Origin of the sequence: Dorea sp. ICN-14282 (assembly GCF_037890115.1) — a bacterium.
GTDB classification, from domain to species: domain Bacteria; phylum Bacillota; class Clostridia; order Lachnospirales; family Lachnospiraceae; genus Dorea_B; species Dorea_B phocaeensis.
In genome coordinates this window covers 70,520-87,712 of sequence record NZ_JBBKBH010000003.1, presented here as the reverse complement: position 1 = coordinate 87,712, position 17,193 = coordinate 70,520, and the positions used below count along the sequence as shown (strand labels likewise).

Genomic DNA, 17,193 nt, shown 5'->3' with positions numbered 1-17,193 from the left:
ACAATGGACAAGAAAAAATTGAACGCAAAAGACTTTATCAACATTGGTATCTTTACTGTCATCTACTTTGTGATGTTCTTTATCACGGGTATGCTGGGGTACATCCCTATCTTTGCAGTTATCATTCCATTGGTGTTGGGAATACTGGGCGGCATCCCGTTCATGCTGTTTCTGACAAAGACAGGGAAATTCGGCGCGGCTACTATTATGGGTACGTTGGTCAGTGTCCTCTGCTTTCTGATGGGACAAAGCTGGATTTCAATTCCGTTTGGAATCGTATTAGGTTTCCTGGCTGATTTGATCTTTAAGGCTGGCGAATATAAAAGCTGGAAACATACTGTGCTGGGATATTGCGTGTTTACCGAATGGGTAATCGGCTCCATGCTGCCTATGTGGATTATGAGAGATACCTTTTTTGAGGCTTATAGAAGCAAGGGAGGTACGGATGAATACATCAATGCCGTTATGGGTCTTACCGCTAACTGGATGCTACCGGTAGTTATTGTTTTAGGCATCGTCGGCGGAGTGATCGGCGCTTATTTAGGCAAGGCAATTTTGAAGAAGCATTTTGTAAAGGCGGGCATTGTTTAATGAAACCAGAATTATTACTGTCAGTTGATTCGGAGCGGCGTTTCTGGCTTGACCCAAGAACAAAGCTATATATGCTGGTAATATTCAGTATTGTAATGATTGACGGAAAAACGGACGGTATTAGTTTCTGGTTAAAGCCGGTTCTGGCATTAGTGCCCTTTTTCCTCCTCCTTTCGGGCAGGAGGAAAAAGGTTGCCATCATCTATTTGATTGTTTTTATTGTTTCATGGACGGTAAACGTGTTTCTTGTTCCGTATATGGGACTGATAGGGACAATTATAATATCGCTGCTAGCTCAATTTGGAACAAGATGGTTTCCCAGCGCCATGATGGGCTACTATCTTCTTTCGACCACAAAGGTTAGTGAATTTGTCCTTGCCATGCAGCGTATGCACATACCAGAAGCATTTATTATTCCGTTTTCTGTTATGTTTCGGTTCTTTCCTACAATTTTCGAAGAAGCGGAATCTATTGGAAACGCTATGCGTATGAGAGGAATTACGGAAAAAAATTTTTTTAAGAATCCACAAGCAGTATTAGAATATCGAATTGTCCCTCTTATGATGTCCGTAGTAACAATAGGGAATGACCTGTCAGCGGCAGCGTTAACAAGGGGATTAGGAAACGGTAAAAAACGAACAAGTATTTGTAAAATCGGTTTCCATTGGAAAGACTTTGTGATTATGTTTATTGTTACGGTTGCCCTGTTGGTGTTTCTGCTTTTTTCGGGAGGGCTGAAATGATAGAGTTTAAAGATGTATCTTTTCAATATGAACAAGGTAGTTCAAAAGGAAAAATCAAAAATATAAATTTGACAATCCATGACGGAGAGATTGTTTTGATTTGCGGAGAGTCAGGTTGTGGAAAGACAACTCTTACACGTTTAATAAATGGGCTTATCCCGCATTATTATGAGGGGACACTTACCGGACAGATGATTGTAGAAGGAATAGATGTAAAGAATGTATCCTTATATGAACTGTCGGGTGTAGTTGGCTCTGTCTTTCAGAATCCGAGGACACAGTTTTTTACGGTAGATACTACAAGTGAGATTGCGTTTGGATGTGAAAATTTGGGAATTGACACAGAAGAAATCAATTCACGAATCGAAAAAACGGTAGATGCGTTAAAAATTGAAGATTTGTTGAATCGGAGCTTATTTGCACTATCTGGCGGGGAAAAACAGAAAATTGCCTGCGCATCTGTATCGGCAATGGAACCATCAATTTTTGTATTGGACGAGCCATCTTCAAATCTGGATATTCGGTCAATTAGAGAATTAAAAAATGTGCTACGGAAATGGAAATCACAGGGGAAAACGATTGTGATTGCTGAGCATCGCTTGTATTATCTGATGGATATTGCAGATAGGGTTTTACTTATGGAAGATGGGCATATAAAAGAAAACCATGCCGTTTCGGATTTTAGAAAAAAATCTACAGATGAATTACATACTTTGGGACTTAGAACTTTACAATCAGAGGATTTTAGCAAAACGCAAAGTATAGTCAGTGCAACAAAACAACTGTATATTCGGGACTTTGAAGCCTCTTATAAAGATTCTTCCGGGAGGAAGAAGAAAAAGCATAAGGTATTGGATATATCGGATTTGATGATACCGCAAGGTTCGGTGGTAGGAGTAATCGGCAACAATGGAGCCGGAAAAACTACCTTTGCTAATAATCTGTGCGGACTACTTCAGGCAGGGAAAGGCTGCATGAGCATGGATGGAAAAACATATATGGCAAATCAGAGACTTAAAGTCTGCTATATGGTTATGCAGGATGTAAACCATCAGCTCTTTACAGAAAGTGTGATGGATGAAATTTTGCTTAGCCTGGACAATACAGATGAAGAAAAGGCAATGCTTGAAGCAGAACAGATTATGGAAAATCTGCATATTTCAGAGTTTAAGGAAGCACATCCGATGTCATTGTCTGGAGGACAGAAACAGCGGGTAGCCATTGCCAGTGCGATTGCGTCCGATAAACAGATTATTGTCTTTGATGAACCTACAAGCGGATTGGATTATCGTCACATGAAGAAAGTAGCAAAAAATTTACGGGAATTGAGTGCATTAGGAAAAACATTATTTATAGTTACTCATGATCCGGAACTGATTGCGGAATGCTGTAACTACTTTGTATTTATTGAAAATGGAAAAGTGCTATGGAGTGACGGTTGGAACAGAATAAGCAGGGAACGACTACAAAGGTTCTTTGATTTTGAGGGCAATTGATGATGAATATTCATGCGTCTGGAGAAGATTACTTAGAAGCTATACTTGTTTTGCAAAAGAAAAAAGGTAGGGTTCGTTCTGTTGACCTTGCTCTGCATATGGGTTTTAGCAAGCCAAGCATCAGCCATGCGGTAGGTCTATTAAAGAAAGAAGGATTGCTTACAGTTGATGCAGATGGTTACTTGCATTTGACCAATATGGGAAAAGATGTTGCTGAAAAAATCTATGAACGCCACCTGTTTTTCACGGAACAGCTTGTAGCTGTCGGGGTTGATCAGAAAACTGCAGAGCAGGATGCCTGTCGGATAGAACATGCGATTAGTGAAGAGTCTTTTCAAAAATTGAAAGCTTCAGTTAAAAAATAGAGTAATGGTGCAGTAGCATCAAATAGATTATTCTGGTTTTGTAATATATATTTAAACAATAAAGTACTAACAAACATCATCTATATATTGTGCTTGTAATATTGACGTAAACAAAATCTAGTGCTATGATAAATGTGTAAATAGTTTCATTCGGGAATACCCTGAATAAGAAATTTCATTCCGGAACGGTCCGGAATTAGTAAGCAGATTGTGCAAAGCACACCGGAGAAGTCCGTTTGGGCTTCTGGAATATTGGTTCAGGCATCAGCCTAAAAACAGAAATGACATCAAAAAGCAAAGAATTGTTTTTTGGTGTCTTTTTTTACTTTATAGGAAACTGCTCATACGGAGCACTCTTGAATGAAAGATGCCCGCCGGTAGGCGGGCATACTAAAAGGACGGTTGTGGTTTAAAAGATATAAAAACCCTCTTCGCCAAAATCGTCATCATTGATATCATCAAATTCGTGAAAGAAGTAATCCATATCCAGAAGTTCATCGTCGCTCATAGAGCGAACTTCAGCAGAAGTCATGCCTTCCGGTGGATTTTTCATATATTTTTCTCTAAGTTCCTTTGCAAGCTGGGCTTCTGTAATGTATTCGTTTGAAATTGCCCGATGCAGTTTCAGATCAGATTTACGATGTCTGGCATAGAGTCCGTAATAACGAATCATTTTAAAATGTTTTTCCGGGATATGCTGAGTGAGCATAGAGATAAAGTCAAGTACAGGAACAGTTTCGGTAATCAGCTTTTCATCTTCATGACGGTTGTAATGAAAAGTAACAAAGTCGCCATCGTAAGAATCAATACGAGAAGTTGCGATGACAGGGTGGCCAAGATAGCGACCGATATATTTAATGACTTTGGATGGTTCACATTTATTCGGAAGTGCACGGACATAGAAACCATTTTTATGATTGGCGTAGATAGAGGATTTCACTTTTTTAAAGGAGTCTCCAAGTCTGGAGAGAAGTTCACTTAAAAGAGTGGTCTGAAAAGAATCACGAAGGAGCCGGTAGTTAAAATGGTCGACCTTGCGCCAGGGTATAGAGGTTCCAGCACCGCCTTCAGAGAGAAGACAGTGAATGTGGGGATTCCATTTAAGATCACGTCCAAAAGTGTGAAGGACACAGATAAAACCAGGGGTAAAACGCTGAGATTTATTGATCTTGAAAAACATACGGGAGATTACACTGTTGACGGCTGAAAAAAGGCAGTTTAAAAGGGAACGGTCTTTTAAGAAAAAAGGGCGGAGTTCTTCGGCAATGGTGAAAATACAATGTCTATGAGGAGTTTTTATGATCTTAAAGGACATAGAAGTAGTGCGGTCAATGGAGTATTTATTGCCGCAGGTCGGGCAAAAACGACTTTTGCAGCGAAAGGGGACAAATTTAAGATTACCGCAGTGTCCACAACCGTACATAGCACCACCAAAAGAGGGATTCCCGCAATTGATCATTTTATCAACATTTTCGATAACGGAGTCACGAGGATGCTGGAGATAGATCATTTCTTCATAATGCTCTTTGAAAATTTTTTGTAGTATATTCATAGAACCATTATGAAGTATTTTAAATAAAAAAGAAACCCCTTATCCCCTCATGAATGAGGGGCAGGAGAGCTGAAGTGTCGAAGACACTTTTTTATGATGAATTGTAGAAATTACCAATGGAGGACACATGGGAAAGGGAAGAATGCTGAATGAAAATGAGAAAGAAATAAAATTCCGGATTTGTAATTCGGGAGGACGGATACTTTACTTCATGGATATGGAACTGACGGATGAAGAACAGGTGAGAATGATATGCCAGTTGAATCAATGGTATTCAGATACGGATCAGGACGTGGAAGGATTTGTGGAGGAATTTTACTGGTTTGTAATAGGAATCATGGACGATATGATTCTCCTGAATCCAAGATATCTTCTTTTAGAAGAGGTCATGGAGCAGTTCTTGCTGTTGATGCCGGAAACAAGACGTAGATGCTATGGAACAGGCTGGGTTCGGAAAAATATCTGTCCTGTTGGGACCCCCCTTTCAGAGAGGAGTGCGGAGATTGATTATAAGTCTGTACATAAGAAAACAGATTTCCTCTGAGTTCATCCAGTGAATGAAACTATCTGATATCAAGCCCTGCCATCCACTGATCTTTCATGGTGCGGAACCAGCGCTCAATTTTTGCCTTCTGTGTCGGGGAGTATGGCTGATCATAATGGATGACAGAACCGATCCGGGCTGCAAGCAGTTCCATCTGCTTGTTTTTATAGCTTCTGCCATTATCAAAGTTAAAAAGTTGTGGGCGGCCGTATTTTGCAACGGCAGACTTAATGACCGACATAAGATTTACAAAGTTATCGTGAAAAAAGACATCAATGCCGACAATGAAGCGGCTGGCATCATCAATTAGCGTAATGATATATACCTGGTGTTTCTTACCATCGACAGTTTTTAAATAAGGTCCCACACTGGAATCTCCGCACCAGACTTCATTGACGTGAGGTCTTTCATAACGGCGCATATCAGGGTTTGTGGATGTTTTAAACTGGACTGCCAGCTGGTTGATATACTGGTTGGTTAATGGTAGATGCCGATACTTCCCCATTTTTAATGCTGCCATTGTCCTGAAGCTGGGAAGATTTAGAAGACAATAATTGAGTCGTCAGTGCAATCTTATTTATCTCTTGTGACGGAAACAGGTTTCCGTTTTGCCGGAAGTAAGTCTGAATTGATTTCAGGAGCATCGAGCAGTGCAGTAAAATTCTGCTGAATGATATCCAGTGTCTTTTGTTTTTTCTGTAATTCTTGCTTTTCCCGGACAGTAGTAGCCTGTTCAGATTCAAGATTTTCAATCAGCTTTTGAACTTTATTAGAGCTTGGGATTTTGGTAACGCCGAGATCCTGAAGCTCTTTTTTTAGTGAATCGTGGAGCTGGTATTCTGCCTGATGTTTGGTGCGGTATGCTTTTGGATTTTTAGCAGATTTACAATCTTCAATTACTTTACGACAAAGCCGGTAAGAATCGCAGTGTTTCTGAATGACTTTCTGCATGCTCAGCTCATTGTTGATTTGCGTTATTCTCTGCTCAGCCGCTTTAACAGAAGCATCGACATCAGAAAGATGCTGTTGGAAATCTTCATAATTCAGCAGATTATTTTCGGAAAGATAGTTGAAGGTGCGGGCTGCTTCTTTCAGATTATTGAGTTTTGCCCAACGTTCAAATCCTTCTCGATTGCCGGTCGTAACATAAGTGGAAATATTGATATACAGGCGAGCTTCCCTGGACAGATGCTTTGGAGCTTTCGCTTTGCTACGATTTTTAGCCAGACGGATGCGAACATTTTCTTCGGAATAATAGCTTCCGAGAGATTTCATATAAGTGAAGTTCTTCTGCTCCGGTGCACGGAAGGACAGGTGCTTTCCCTGCCGGACTTCATATCCGGCTAACTGCATCTTTTGCAGAAATTCCTCATAGTTGATGGAAGTCCAGATTGATTTATCAACTGCGACACGTAGCTTGGCTTTCCAACTGGTGCCACGATGATATTCCATGTTCTCTTTATAGCTTTTACCTTTTTCTCCGGTTGGCATGCTGGTGGCAAGTCCATTTTCATGGCAGATACGATTACTGATTCTGCAGAGTTTATGGTAGCTCCGCTTATTGGAAACATACTTGTGATGATCAACAAAGCTTGCAGCGTTGAAGATGATATGATTGTGAATATGATTTTTGTCAACGTGTGTGCTGATCACGTACTCATATTTTCCTTTCAGCACTTCGTCAGCAAATTGTTGACCTAAGCGATGGGCATTTTCGGCATCAACTTCTCCAGGTTTAAATGATTGGATCAGATGAAATGCCAGGTTATCGCCTTTATCCATTCCATTCTTTTTTGCCATTTCTCTTGTCATAGAAAATTCAAGATCTGCAGTTTCCGGGGAACAGCCAAAACTGGAAACTAACAGTTTTTCATCTGTCTTATCTGGATTTGTAATATAGTCCAGAGCTTTCTTGTCAGTTACCTTAATGGGGAAGATTTTAAGATACGCCATAATTCTTTCACCATCTCTTTCAATTCTTGCATTTCTTCTGGATATAGATCTCCGGTGGTATTTACCTTTTTTGCAATCTGGTTGATATTTACACCAATCTTGTGCATTTCCTCATACTGTTTCTTCAGTGGGGTGGTATCGGTGTTGACGATGTAACCATCGATTGCCATCTTACGCAGATAAGCTCCCATGTTTTTGGTTTTTGATTCTATCATCTTCCTGCGTATAAGCTTCCTTTCTTCTTCGGTGACATAAAAATGGATTTCTTTGTTTCTCTTTCTTTCAGCCATTGGTGGGTTCTCCTTTCTGAGAGGACAGTAGTATCGTTGCTTTCAACGTTTTTCAATTTAGGGCAGGGTACCCTAAATTGGGATTTCCCGGAAGTGTATCCTCACTTCCTGTCCTTGCTGTTTTACCCCTCTATTAGTTAAAGTCAGGAGAACCGGAAAAATGCAAAAGAATTTGGCAGGTAGTATGGGATACGAAAATGTGGTATGATTATGGGCAGGATATCAGAAAAATCAGGAGTTGAATAGATTGTGAAGAAAGAAGAAATTTTTGAATATGTGCAGAAACAGTATGGCACAATGCCGGAATATTTATGGAGTAAACTATCGGACAGTGCAGTACTTCGACATAAAAATGGGAAATGGTATGCAGTGATCATGACGGTTGAAAAATCGAAACTGGGATTAGAGGGAAATGATCTGGTTGACATTATGGATGTAAAGTGCGATCCAGAAATGACCAGCATGATTATTCAGACTTATGGATTTTTACCAGGATACCATATGAATAAACAGCACTGGATCACGATTTTACTGGATGGTTCAGTCAGTGAAGCGAAGATATTGGACTTTTTGGATATGAGCTATGACCTGATTGACGGAGCAGACGGAAAGGAAGAAAAATGAGAACAGCGATAGTATACGCATCTGTGCATCATGGAAATACAGAAAAATTAGTAAAGAGGATCGCAGAAGAATGTCAGGTGGATTTGATTGATGCTGTGAAACAGCCAGATGCAGACCTGAGCAGTTATGATATGATTGGGTTTGCATCAGGAATCTATTTTTCAAAGTTTCATCAGTCGATATTGGAATTTGCAGAGAAGAATCTACCGGACGACAAAAAGATATTTCTGATCTGTACTTATGGTGGGAGTGCGAATTATAAATCCATAGAGCAGATTTTGGATAAAAAACATGCCAGTGTGGTTGGAAAATTTGGCTGTAAAGGGTATGACACATTCGGACCATTTAAACTGGTTGGAGGTATTGCTAAAGGCCATCCGAATGAAGAAGATATGAAAAACGCAGCGGACTTCGTAAAAGGAATACACTGATTTTTGAGCAAAAGGAAAACCGGGGATTTTACTCCTCGGTTTTCTGGATGTTGTGCTTCAGTCTTCAACTTGAAAAATATCTTCTACAGGCACTTTCAGGTAATGTGCCAGCCGGATTGCAATCTCAAGAGAGGGATTACGTTCTCCACGTTCGATGCGGCCTATCGTCTGGCTGCAGGAACCTATGGCTTCAGCCAAATCTGCTTGAATGAGATTCCGTTCTTCACGAATATCTTTTAGTGTATTATTGATTGCCATTCAATCACTTCCTTTGCTTATTGTTATCAGCAGGATCATGAACCTGCTGTTGAAATTTAATGGAATCCCGGAATTTCTGCACCTTTGCATTTCCCGATTACTTTTCCAAAAATCTTAAAAGAGTCAGATTCCAAAACCTGGATAGGACGATATTTTTGATTTAAAGAGATCAGATAAACACCATCTGGCTCATCGTGTAATTCCTTGATGTAAGTATTGCCGTTGAGATAGAAGATTCCAATTTCACCATTAGCAAGAGAATCTTTTTTCTGAATCCATGCAACATCGCCTGTATGATAAAGTGGCTCCATACTGTCACCGGAAATCCGTACACCAAAGTCAGTCTGCTCAGGAGCAAGGTGTCCTACGTCATAGGTTTCTTTTACAGAATCCTCCAGGTAATTTCCAGTACCAGCAGAAACTGGTTCCCAGGTAATTTCTACAGGATGATGGAATGGGATAATCTTTGCAGACAGTGGAGAAAACTTTTTAGAAGCTTTCAAAATATCAGCAAATTCAATCAATTTATTTCTGCCTTCTTCATTCAATCCACTCATAATGTTATATGGGTTTTCTCCAAAGAAGGATTCATATATATCTTCGATATCAAGTAACTGGCAAAGTGTCAGGAAAACATGTAAAGCTGGTTCTCGTGCATTGGTCTCCCATTTGGAGATTGCTTTTGTAGTGACCTGAATACCTTCTTGAGAAAGCAGGTCTACCAGATCTGATTGAGAGTATCCTTTCTTTTTTCTATTTTCTGCTAATATTTCCCCGAAATTACGCATTTGTTCGCCTCATTTCTATTTGAATTTTCTATATGCATTATACCGTATGTTAGAAATAAAATCAAGAATAATCTCCGAAATGGAGAAAATACAACCAAGATGTCACTTGACTATCTCCGGAATGTCGATATATACTAAACATACAGAAATTGATAAGACATTATGTTGAAGGAAACAGCTGGGAGGTGAAAAGTTTGAATGAGCGTGTGATCCTGCATAGTGATATGAACTGTTTTTACGCCAGTGTAGAAATGCTACATCATCCGGAATTTGCCGGAATGCCTCTGGCAGTAGGTGGCGATCCGGAAGCCCGGCATGGAATTGTACTGACAGCAAATTATATTGCCAAGAAAAAAGGAGTAAAAACCGGAATGGCATTATGGCAGGCGAAACAGGTTTGCCCGGAAATTATTTTTGTACCGCCACGGATGGATTTATATTTGCGATTTTCACAAATGGCAAGAGAAATCTATTCAGAGTATACAGACAAAATTGAGCCATATGGAATTGATGAAGCCTGGCTGGATGTATCAGGCAGTGGAAATCTGAAAGGAAGAGGAATGACAATTGCGAGAGAAATCAGCCATCGGATTAAATACGAACTTGGAGTAACAGTGAGTATTGGAATTTCCTGGAATAAGATTTATGCGAAACTTGGCTCGGATTATAAAAAGCCGGATGCAATCACAGAGCTTAATCGAGAAAATTATAAAGACAGGATATGGCAGCTTCCAGCGTCAGATTTGCTTTATGTCGGAAGACAGACGAATAAGAAATTGCAAAAACTTGGAATCCGGACAATCGGGCAACTTGCGGAATCAGACGAAAAGTTGTTAGAGAGTCATTTTGGAAAAATAGGAAATGTATTATGGGCTTTCGCAAATGGCTGGGATGAAGATCCGGTTTGCAAGGAAGGATATGAAGCACCAGTAAAGTCGATAGGTAATAGCACTACAACACCGAGAGATCTGGAAAATGATCTGGATGTCTGGATCATTCAAATAGCATTGGCAGAAAGTGTAGCTGCACGATTGCGGAAACATGGATTTAAATGCAAAACAGTAGAAATTACAGTTCGAGATAATGGATTGTATAGTTTTTCCAGACAGATACATTTACGACAGCCAACGAATATTACAAACGAGATTGTAACTGCAGCATTTCAGCTATTTAAAGATAATTACAAATGGGAACATCCCATTAGAAGCCTGGGAATCCGAGCTGCGGATCTTGTGTTAGATGATATTCCCGTGCAGTTGGATTTATTTGGAAATCAGGAGAAAAAGGAAAAGTTAGAGAAGCTGGATCGTACTGTAGATGAGATCAGACGACGGTTTGGTTATTTCAGTATACAGCGAGCGGCAATGTATCAGGATAAAGTCTTATCCCACTTAGACGCTGGTACGCACACGATCCATCCACACAGTTATTTTCATGGGTAATTGGAGGGATAGATTTGAAAAAAGCATTAACCAGAAAACAGGAAGAAAGTTATCAGTGTATTTTACGATATACCAATGAACATGGATATCCACCGACAATACGGGAATTTGGAAAATTGATCGGGGTGAAATCAACATCATCAGCATTTTCCAGAATCAAGCAGTTGGAGCTAAATGGATATATCCGAAGGATTCCGGCATCGCCAAGAGCAATCGAGATTTTATAGTGAGGTGTCGGCATGAATAAAGTATATGTAGATGTAGTGGCAGAGTTTCGGAAAGACGGAAAACTGGTTCCTATATTTTTCACCTGGGAAGATGGAAGAAAATATAACATTGACAGAATTTTGAAAATCGAGCGATGTGCCAGCAGAAAGGCAGGCGGTGTAGGAATGATGTACACCTGTATGATACAGGGGCAGGAAAGCCATTTGTTTTATGAAGTGGATAAATGGTTTATGGAGAGAAAAACAGCATAAGGAGAGATTGATATAGACGATATTATTTGGATTATTAACCGGCAGGGATAGTCACTTTCCCTTTATATTCCTGCAGGTTTTACATAAGAAGATGGATTCCGGTCAGCAAAGGCAGCTCCCACAATGCCTTTTGGATATCCGCTTCTGCAAATTGTAGTAAGTAATTGCTTCCCATCAAAATCATGGGGAAAGCGAACTGGTCTGAAAGACCGCCAGTTAGTGTGATGATGATAAGGAGATTTTGAAACTGATGACAGACAGAGATTATGCAATTAAATCAATGAAAGAGATTACCTTCCAGATGGCAAGCCATGCGCAGGATTATCTGGAAGTAACGATGGAGAGACATTATACGGATATCAAAGAACTGATGACAAGCTATCAGAAATTGATTTTGGAAAATCAGATTGTGTTAGAAGAGCTGGATATGGAGTGCCAGGAGAAGATCAATGAAGATATGGCATATGCGTTGAGTTATCTGAGCATTTATAACAATCAGCTGAATGTGCCAAAGATGCACCGGGAAATGAATAATCTGATGATCATTTACGGCTTGTCAGACATGATCTATCGTGGAATGACACTGGTGAAGTTCTATGCACCGAATGGTGTGATGCTCAGTGAGATTCTTCATTCCTGTTTTTGCAGTCATTATAATAAGACAGATGTGGAAGTACAGCAGGAGTTAGGAGTAGGCAGGACCTCTTTTTATAAAATGAAGAAGCAGGCACTTGGATATTTAGGGTTCTATTTTTATGAGATCGTGGTACCGCAGGCAAAGGATAAAAGATTTAAACCGTCACTGGGCGTAGAGGAAGAGTAGGTGAATAATATGAGATACGAAAATTCGATGAAAGGTGTAGCTGATCAGATAATCAAAGAACAGCAGCGAGCCAGTAAAATTAAAAACAATCCAGAAGAATTCCATTGGCATGACGAATATGCAACGTTGAATTTCTTTCGGTTTATCTGCAAAAATATCGGTAACTTGAGAAATGGAGAAATAGAAAAAATGGTCACACGCTTGAAAAGCATAGATCAGAAAGCAGTGGAAAACCATGTGAATGGTGCGGTTTGGGCATTTGATTATGATAAGATGTTCTGTGTACTGATGGAAAATGAAATTTGCCGAAAGGTGTGTGAAAAGAATAAATATAGTAGTTGGACGAAGCTGATTGGAAATTATTGTTTTCAAGTGGTGTAGGATAAAATAGTGGCTTGTGAAAAGCTGATTTTGATGTTAAGATGAAATTGGGATAGGAGACATTTAGGAACCTATCCTGACATAGCAAAGAATGGAGGCGAGAATGGACGTGGCGAAAGAAGAAATCGTGAAAACAGAAGAGTTGGAAACACGTTACGAAAGATACAAGGGTATCTTAAAAGACCTTACCATCATGAGCGATGTGTTTATGCGGAATGTATTCAAGAAACGGGAATGTACAGAATATGTTCTGCAGGTAATTATGAATAAAAAGGATCTGAAAGTGATTGATCAAGTTTTGCAGAAAGACTATAAGAATTTGCAGGGGCGTTCAGCTATTCTGGACTGTGTTGCCAGAGATTCTGAAGGCAAGCAGATGGATGTAGAAATTCAACAGGACAACGAAGGGGCATCTCCAAAAAGAGCAAGGTATCATAGTGGTCTGATGGATATGAACACATTAAATCCAGGGCAGGATTTTGATGACCTTCCGGAAAGCTACGTGATTTTTATCACCAGAGACGATGCACTTGGATACGGACTTCCGATTTATCATATAGACAGGAAAATCGAAGAAGTCAGTGAGAATTTTAAGGATGAAGCTCATATTATCTATGTAAATTCTAAGAAACAAGAAGATACAGAATTAGGCAGACTGATGCATGATCTTCACTGTAAGAATGCAGAAGATATGCACAGTAAGATACTTGCTGACAGAGTATACGAATTGAAGGAAACACAGAAAGGGGTGGAATTCATGTGCCGTGAGATGGAACAGATTTATAGTGAAGGTATTGAAAGTGGTGAGCTGAAAAAAGCAAAAGCCTCAGCATTATCCATGGCTGCGGATGGAATGAAAGTTGATAAAATAGCCCACTATCTTAATGTGAGTGTTCAAATGGTGCAGAAATGGATTGATGAGAGCATGAGTGTTGCACATTAACAAATGATAAATTTTAATAGAGCTACCAGGGGATACTAATTCTTCTGGTGGCTTTTTTGTGTGTTGCATGTAAAAAAAGCGAAAACTAGTTCTATAGAACTATAACTTGATTTGCGGATTCTGTATCTTTCAATTATCCATCAGTATACTAATTTTAGACCGAATTATCGTTCTGAAGGAGGTGCTACGATGGATTTAAAAGCGGTTGGTCAGCGAATCAAAGCAGCAAGAGAAGCAAAAAATCTTACACAGGAAGAACTGGCGGCGCTGGTAAATTTAAGTACAACACATGTCAGTGTGATAGAAAGAGGACTGAAAGTAACAAAGTTGGATACCTTTGTAGCAATTGCCAATGCACTTGATGTATCGGCTGATGCGCTACTGATAGATGTTGTGACACATTCTGTGACAGGTGTTACTAATGAATTATCTGATATGATAGAAAAATTGCCAAAGGACGAGCAGAAAAGAATTTTAAATGCGGTCAGAGCTTTGGTAGACTAATGAAATAGGCATTGAAATCGAAGAGCATTAAGCTCTTCTTTTTTTTATTCTTTTTTATGGATTCGTTTGTGAAAATATCTTTTTTCATAGTGAGAATCATGATATAGTAGTTCTAAAGAACTATAAATAATTCTTTGAAACCGGAGGGCGGGTAAATGAGAGAAAAAACTATTTATGAGAAAATTGCTGAAAAGTACAATACGACACCAGAAGAGGTGCGTCGGGAAATGCAGATAGCGATTGATGCTGGATTTGATGATCCAGATCCGGCTGTACAGGCAGAATGGAAGAAGGTAAATCTTAAAGGAGACAGACCTACACCGGAAGAAGTAATCAATTACGCAGTAAAACAATTAAAAGGAAATTAATGAAAATATGAAGAAAAAGACAATTGCAGTGATCTCAGGAGCAGTCATCTTGATAATTGCTGCAGGAAGTATTTATGGGAAACCTGAATCAAGTCATAAGGAAGGTGAACCGGATGTGGTAGGAACATTTTCCGTAAATCGGGATGAAAATCTAACCGTAATCGCTAACCGGGAAAATATTGAGGATAGAGAAGCGTTTGCAAGAGAACTTTTGCAGATGTACAAGGATGATTCTTTTTATTCGACAAAATTCTCCACAGACAGGGGATATGCGACGAGCCTTGATATGAACATCTATTTATGGAAAGAGGATATTGAAGATGGGGAATCGGTAATGACAGCCGAATATAGACCTGTAGAATACGGAAAGGACTATGATGTAGTCAATAATCCTGATAAATTTCAACTATATATAGATGGAAAAGAAGTAGAAGAATAACACGGTGAACTTTTTATACTGAAATATGTACGATTCCAATAATGATATGAACTTATGGGAACATATTGCGGATACTTTGTGAACTTTATCCTGATACAATGATTATGCTGATGAAAGAAGGCATAGATAACTGAATACAATAAAGAGACGAAAGCCTCAGTAGTTAAGAAAAAACTACTGGGGCTTTTTTTTGTGCCTGAATTTCTCAGTCAATAACTGCGGGCGTATCCCGGCAGGATAAAGGCGGAGCAGGCATGATCCTAAACAGAGGTCCGCCTTCTGGATTTGAAACGAGCAATAAGATTTCAAATTCAGGAGGAACGGATATGTATATTGAACATCCATATTTTTATGAAGGAAAGTATTACGCAAATATTGATGGAGAAATGATCGAGATTACAAAAGAAGTTGCGTATGCGATGAATAATTTTTACAGAAGCAGCAAGGCAAAAAAAGTTGAGATTAAGAATGAACTGGGTGAGGTTGTGGATAAGATGCTGAGAGAAGTACCTTACAGCGGTCAGTCCATTGATGGAGAAGGCTTCATGATTGAGGATTTTCCAGATCTGAACTGTGATGTGGAGCACTATGTACTGACAAAAATGGAACAGCAGGATATTCACAAAGTGATCAATCAGCTGAACTCAGAGGAACGCATGATTATTTATGGCATTTTCTTTGAAAACAAGACACAGACACAGATGGCGGAGATTATGGGGATTTCCAGACAGATGCTGTCATACAAGCTGAAATCCACTCTTAATAAGATGCGTGAAATGTATATGAATAAATTTTTTTAAAAATTTTTCAAAATCTTTTGCATCTGCCAAAGTCATTTGACTTTAGTAATTAGAGGAAGTTAAAGGACTTCCTAAAATGAACCATGATAACTGAATATCCAATAATAACTGACGTGACATTTCATGCAGAGAGCACGAGGAAGATGCCGCTATAGGATTATAAGCCAAAACCAAGATTTTTAGTTCAGTCTGTAATGCTGCGAAAAAGCACTGACCGAAGCCAGCTGGCAGGCTGGTGATGCGATGATATGTATGAGATGCGATACACTTGCAGATCCTGAGAAGTCTGTAACTGGTAAACCTATGAACTGCTGGAGCCTGGAAACGAGAGTTTTCGGGTTGTGGTCCGGAGTATGCATTCGGGCAGGTTATTATTCCCTTCCTGCATATGCGGGAGTAACGATTCGGGGTATCGAGGATAAATAGAATCGAGCGAGCACTGTTTAATAATCAAATTGGCTATAGAGGTTATGCGGCAGAGCTTTCCTTATGGGAAAGAAACTCTGCCGTATTCCTGTGGAGCCAATATAGCGCTATGGATGTTTTACAAATAAAAATAATAGATTGGAGAGAGGACAAATGACAATCCGCAGAGGAGATATTTTATGGGCAGATCTCGGTATGTTTCCTACAACATCTGTTCAGGGTGGAGTAAGACCAGTGATCGTAGTGAGTAATAATAAAGCCAATACATACAGTTCAGTCATAACGGTAGTTCCGCTGACATCAAGAATTTATAAGAAACGGTATTTGCCAACACATGTATTTATCAGCAAATATGATATGACAGGAATCCGAAAAGGAAGCCTGGCACTGGCTGAACAGGTTATGAGCATTTCTACGAAATGTATTATTGAGAAATGCGGAAGAGTGAACAAGTGGAGCCTGGATCAGGTACTGAAAGCAGTACGGATTCAGATGGGAATGGAAGAGAAGACTACATAGCTGTTACGAATATTTAATTTCGATAATGGTAACTATAGGAAAAGGAGGCGATGTCCATGACAGCAGTTGAAAGATTAGAAGCGTTGAAAACGGTTGATATCAAAGAGATTGACCGAGATAGTTTGCCAAAGTACAAGGATTTGATTTCAGAGCTGGATAGCAGGAAAAGCAATAAGATGGAAGTGCTGCTTAATCACTCTGATAACCCGTATGTATATGAAGATATGGGCTATGTCGTAAAAAGTGTTTTTAATACAGCTGCTTCCCTTTCCTATATAGACTGTACAAAACAGCTTGTAGCAAAGAAAGCTGGATTGGCATAAGGGAATAACTGGAACAACAAAATTTCATATTCACACAGAAGACGAAGTGTGCTATAATGCTAACAGGACTAAATTTGAATAGAGCACTTCTATTTAAGGGTTCTGTTTTGG

At 39.5% G+C, this 17,193-nt stretch carries 25 protein-coding genes and 1 pseudogene; 20 read left to right on the top strand and 6 right to left on the bottom strand.

The genetic code is table 11. The annotated features are described in order from the left end of the window. The first annotated feature begins 3 nt into the window (after window positions 1-3). From WKT00_RS09045 to WKT00_RS09030, 4 genes are read left to right on the top strand one after another with little or no spacing between them, the layout of a single operon-like run. The gene (locus tag WKT00_RS09045; RefSeq protein ID WP_055059662.1) at window positions 4-591 is read left to right on the top strand and encodes an MptD family putative ECF transporter S component; all 588 of its coding nucleotides are present in this window, start codon (window positions 4-6) and stop codon (window positions 589-591) included. Next, entirely contained in the window at window positions 591-1,334 is a 744-nt protein-coding gene (locus tag WKT00_RS09040) for an energy-coupling factor transporter transmembrane component T (protein WP_055059661.1), read from the top strand. Before WKT00_RS09045 ends, WKT00_RS09040 begins: the two co-directional genes overlap by 1 nt. Next, a complete protein-coding gene (locus WKT00_RS09035; RefSeq protein ID WP_055059660.1) occupies window positions 1,331-2,830 on the top strand; it encodes an ABC transporter ATP-binding protein in 1,500 nt (499 codons plus the stop codon). The genes WKT00_RS09040 and WKT00_RS09035 overlap by 4 nt, the downstream gene beginning before the upstream one ends. A 2-nt stretch (window positions 2,831-2,832) precedes the next feature. Then, entirely contained in the window at window positions 2,833-3,195 is a 363-nt protein-coding gene (locus WKT00_RS09030) for a metal-dependent transcriptional regulator (protein WP_055059688.1), read from the top strand. Window positions 3,196-3,604: 409 nt separating this feature from the next. Here the strand turns inward: WKT00_RS09030 and WKT00_RS09025 are convergent, their stop codons facing one another. After that, window positions 3,605-4,747 (bottom strand): IS91 family transposase, encoded by a 1,143-nt coding sequence (locus tag WKT00_RS09025; protein WP_081018871.1) that lies wholly within the window; start codon window positions 4,745-4,747, stop codon window positions 3,605-3,607. A gap of 127 nt (window positions 4,748-4,874) precedes the next feature. On the opposite strand from WKT00_RS09025, the gene WKT00_RS09020 reads away from it, so the two are divergent. Then, window positions 4,875-5,291 (top strand): hypothetical protein, encoded by a 417-nt coding sequence (locus WKT00_RS09020; protein ID WP_340263186.1) that lies wholly within the window; start codon window positions 4,875-4,877, stop codon window positions 5,289-5,291. On the opposite strand, the pseudogene WKT00_RS09015 reads toward WKT00_RS09020, so the two are convergent. From WKT00_RS09015 to WKT00_RS09005, 3 genes and pseudogenes are all read right to left on the bottom strand, one after another. Further along, a pseudogene (locus WKT00_RS09015) lies at window positions 5,194-5,824 on the bottom strand (transposase); the annotation flags it as partial. The gene WKT00_RS09020 and the pseudogene WKT00_RS09015 overlap by 98 nt on opposite strands. 40 nt (window positions 5,825-5,864) lie before the next feature. Further along, window positions 5,865-7,244 carry a relaxase/mobilization nuclease domain-containing protein gene (locus WKT00_RS09010; protein WP_054337251.1) on the bottom strand — a complete coding sequence of 460 codons (1,380 nt, stop codon included), beginning with the start codon at window positions 7,242-7,244 and terminating at the stop codon, window positions 5,865-5,867. Beyond that, a complete protein-coding gene (locus WKT00_RS09005) occupies window positions 7,211-7,534 on the bottom strand; it encodes a MobC family plasmid mobilization relaxosome protein (protein WP_015528451.1) in 324 nt (107 codons plus the stop codon). Before WKT00_RS09005 ends, WKT00_RS09010 begins: the two co-directional genes overlap by 34 nt. A 249-nt stretch (window positions 7,535-7,783) precedes the next feature. On the opposite strand from WKT00_RS09005, the gene WKT00_RS09000 reads away from it, so the two are divergent. After that, window positions 7,784-8,158, top strand: a complete 375-nt coding sequence (locus WKT00_RS09000) for an MmcQ/YjbR family DNA-binding protein (RefSeq protein ID WP_270534166.1) — start codon at window positions 7,784-7,786, stop codon at window positions 8,156-8,158. Beyond that, complete coding sequence (locus WKT00_RS08995; RefSeq protein ID WP_340263175.1) at window positions 8,155-8,589, top strand: flavodoxin family protein; 435 nt, start codon at window positions 8,155-8,157, stop codon at window positions 8,587-8,589. The genes WKT00_RS09000 and WKT00_RS08995 overlap by 4 nt, the downstream gene beginning before the upstream one ends. 57 nt (window positions 8,590-8,646) lie before the next feature. On the opposite strand, the gene WKT00_RS08990 is transcribed toward WKT00_RS08995, so the two are convergent. Both WKT00_RS08990 and WKT00_RS08985 read right to left on the bottom strand, forming a co-directional pair. Beyond that, window positions 8,647-8,847, bottom strand: coding sequence for a helix-turn-helix transcriptional regulator (locus WKT00_RS08990; RefSeq protein WP_005344265.1), 201 nt, complete (start codon window positions 8,845-8,847; stop codon window positions 8,647-8,649). Between the two features lie 56 nt (window positions 8,848-8,903). Beyond that, the gene (locus WKT00_RS08985; RefSeq protein ID WP_117649057.1) at window positions 8,904-9,635 is read right to left on the bottom strand and encodes an XRE family transcriptional regulator; all 732 of its coding nucleotides are present in this window, start codon (window positions 9,633-9,635) and stop codon (window positions 8,904-8,906) included. A gap of 194 nt (window positions 9,636-9,829) precedes the next feature. Here WKT00_RS08985 and dinB point away from each other — a divergent pair, with 194 nt between their 5' ends. From dinB to WKT00_RS08920, 13 genes are all read left to right on the top strand, one after another. Further along, a complete protein-coding gene (gene dinB / locus WKT00_RS08980; RefSeq protein WP_117649055.1) occupies window positions 9,830-11,077 on the top strand; it encodes a DNA polymerase IV in 1,248 nt (415 codons plus the stop codon). Window positions 11,078-11,091: 14 nt separating this feature from the next. Further along, complete coding sequence (locus tag WKT00_RS08975) at window positions 11,092-11,304, top strand: LexA family protein (protein WP_024720752.1); 213 nt, start codon at window positions 11,092-11,094, stop codon at window positions 11,302-11,304. A 12-nt stretch (window positions 11,305-11,316) separates the two neighbouring features. Next, on the top strand, window positions 11,317-11,556 hold the full coding sequence (locus WKT00_RS08970) for a hypothetical protein (protein WP_054335621.1): 240 nt from the start codon (window positions 11,317-11,319) through the stop codon (window positions 11,554-11,556). Between the two features lie 250 nt (window positions 11,557-11,806). Continuing rightward, on the top strand, window positions 11,807-12,379 hold the full coding sequence (locus WKT00_RS08965) for a hypothetical protein (RefSeq protein ID WP_054335622.1): 573 nt from the start codon (window positions 11,807-11,809) through the stop codon (window positions 12,377-12,379). A gap of 9 nt (window positions 12,380-12,388) precedes the next feature. Then, window positions 12,389-12,760: a hypothetical protein gene (locus WKT00_RS08960; protein ID WP_119221763.1), complete on the top strand. Its 372-nt coding sequence runs from the start codon at window positions 12,389-12,391 to the stop codon at window positions 12,758-12,760. A gap of 103 nt (window positions 12,761-12,863) precedes the next feature. Continuing rightward, the gene (locus WKT00_RS08955; protein WP_044921519.1) at window positions 12,864-13,703 is read left to right on the top strand and encodes a PD-(D/E)XK nuclease family transposase; all 840 of its coding nucleotides are present in this window, start codon (window positions 12,864-12,866) and stop codon (window positions 13,701-13,703) included. Window positions 13,704-13,892: 189 nt separating this feature from the next. Next, on the top strand, window positions 13,893-14,207 hold the full coding sequence (locus WKT00_RS08950; protein ID WP_044921521.1) for a helix-turn-helix domain-containing protein: 315 nt from the start codon (window positions 13,893-13,895) through the stop codon (window positions 14,205-14,207). 155 nt (window positions 14,208-14,362) lie between these two features. Next, window positions 14,363-14,575 (top strand): sporulation initiation factor Spo0A C-terminal domain-containing protein, encoded by a 213-nt coding sequence (locus WKT00_RS08945; RefSeq protein WP_117649047.1) that lies wholly within the window; start codon window positions 14,363-14,365, stop codon window positions 14,573-14,575. Window positions 14,576-14,582: 7 nt separating this feature from the next. Beyond that, window positions 14,583-15,014 carry a hypothetical protein gene (locus tag WKT00_RS08940; RefSeq protein WP_117649045.1) on the top strand — a complete coding sequence of 144 codons (432 nt, stop codon included), beginning with the start codon at window positions 14,583-14,585 and terminating at the stop codon, window positions 15,012-15,014. A gap of 326 nt (window positions 15,015-15,340) precedes the next feature. Further along, the gene (locus WKT00_RS08935) at window positions 15,341-15,814 is read left to right on the top strand and encodes a sigma factor-like helix-turn-helix DNA-binding protein (protein ID WP_181984799.1); all 474 of its coding nucleotides are present in this window, start codon (window positions 15,341-15,343) and stop codon (window positions 15,812-15,814) included. A 243-nt stretch (window positions 15,815-16,057) separates the two neighbouring features. Further along, complete coding sequence (locus WKT00_RS08930; RefSeq protein ID WP_055057332.1) at window positions 16,058-16,240, top strand: hypothetical protein; 183 nt, start codon at window positions 16,058-16,060, stop codon at window positions 16,238-16,240. A gap of 153 nt (window positions 16,241-16,393) precedes the next feature. Further along, window positions 16,394-16,759, top strand: coding sequence for a type II toxin-antitoxin system PemK/MazF family toxin (locus WKT00_RS08925; RefSeq protein ID WP_340263142.1), 366 nt, complete (start codon window positions 16,394-16,396; stop codon window positions 16,757-16,759). Window positions 16,760-16,815: 56 nt separating this feature from the next. Then, a complete protein-coding gene (locus WKT00_RS08920; RefSeq protein WP_119221745.1) occupies window positions 16,816-17,082 on the top strand; it encodes a DUF6870 family protein in 267 nt (88 codons plus the stop codon). Window positions 17,083-17,193 lie beyond the last annotated feature (111 nt).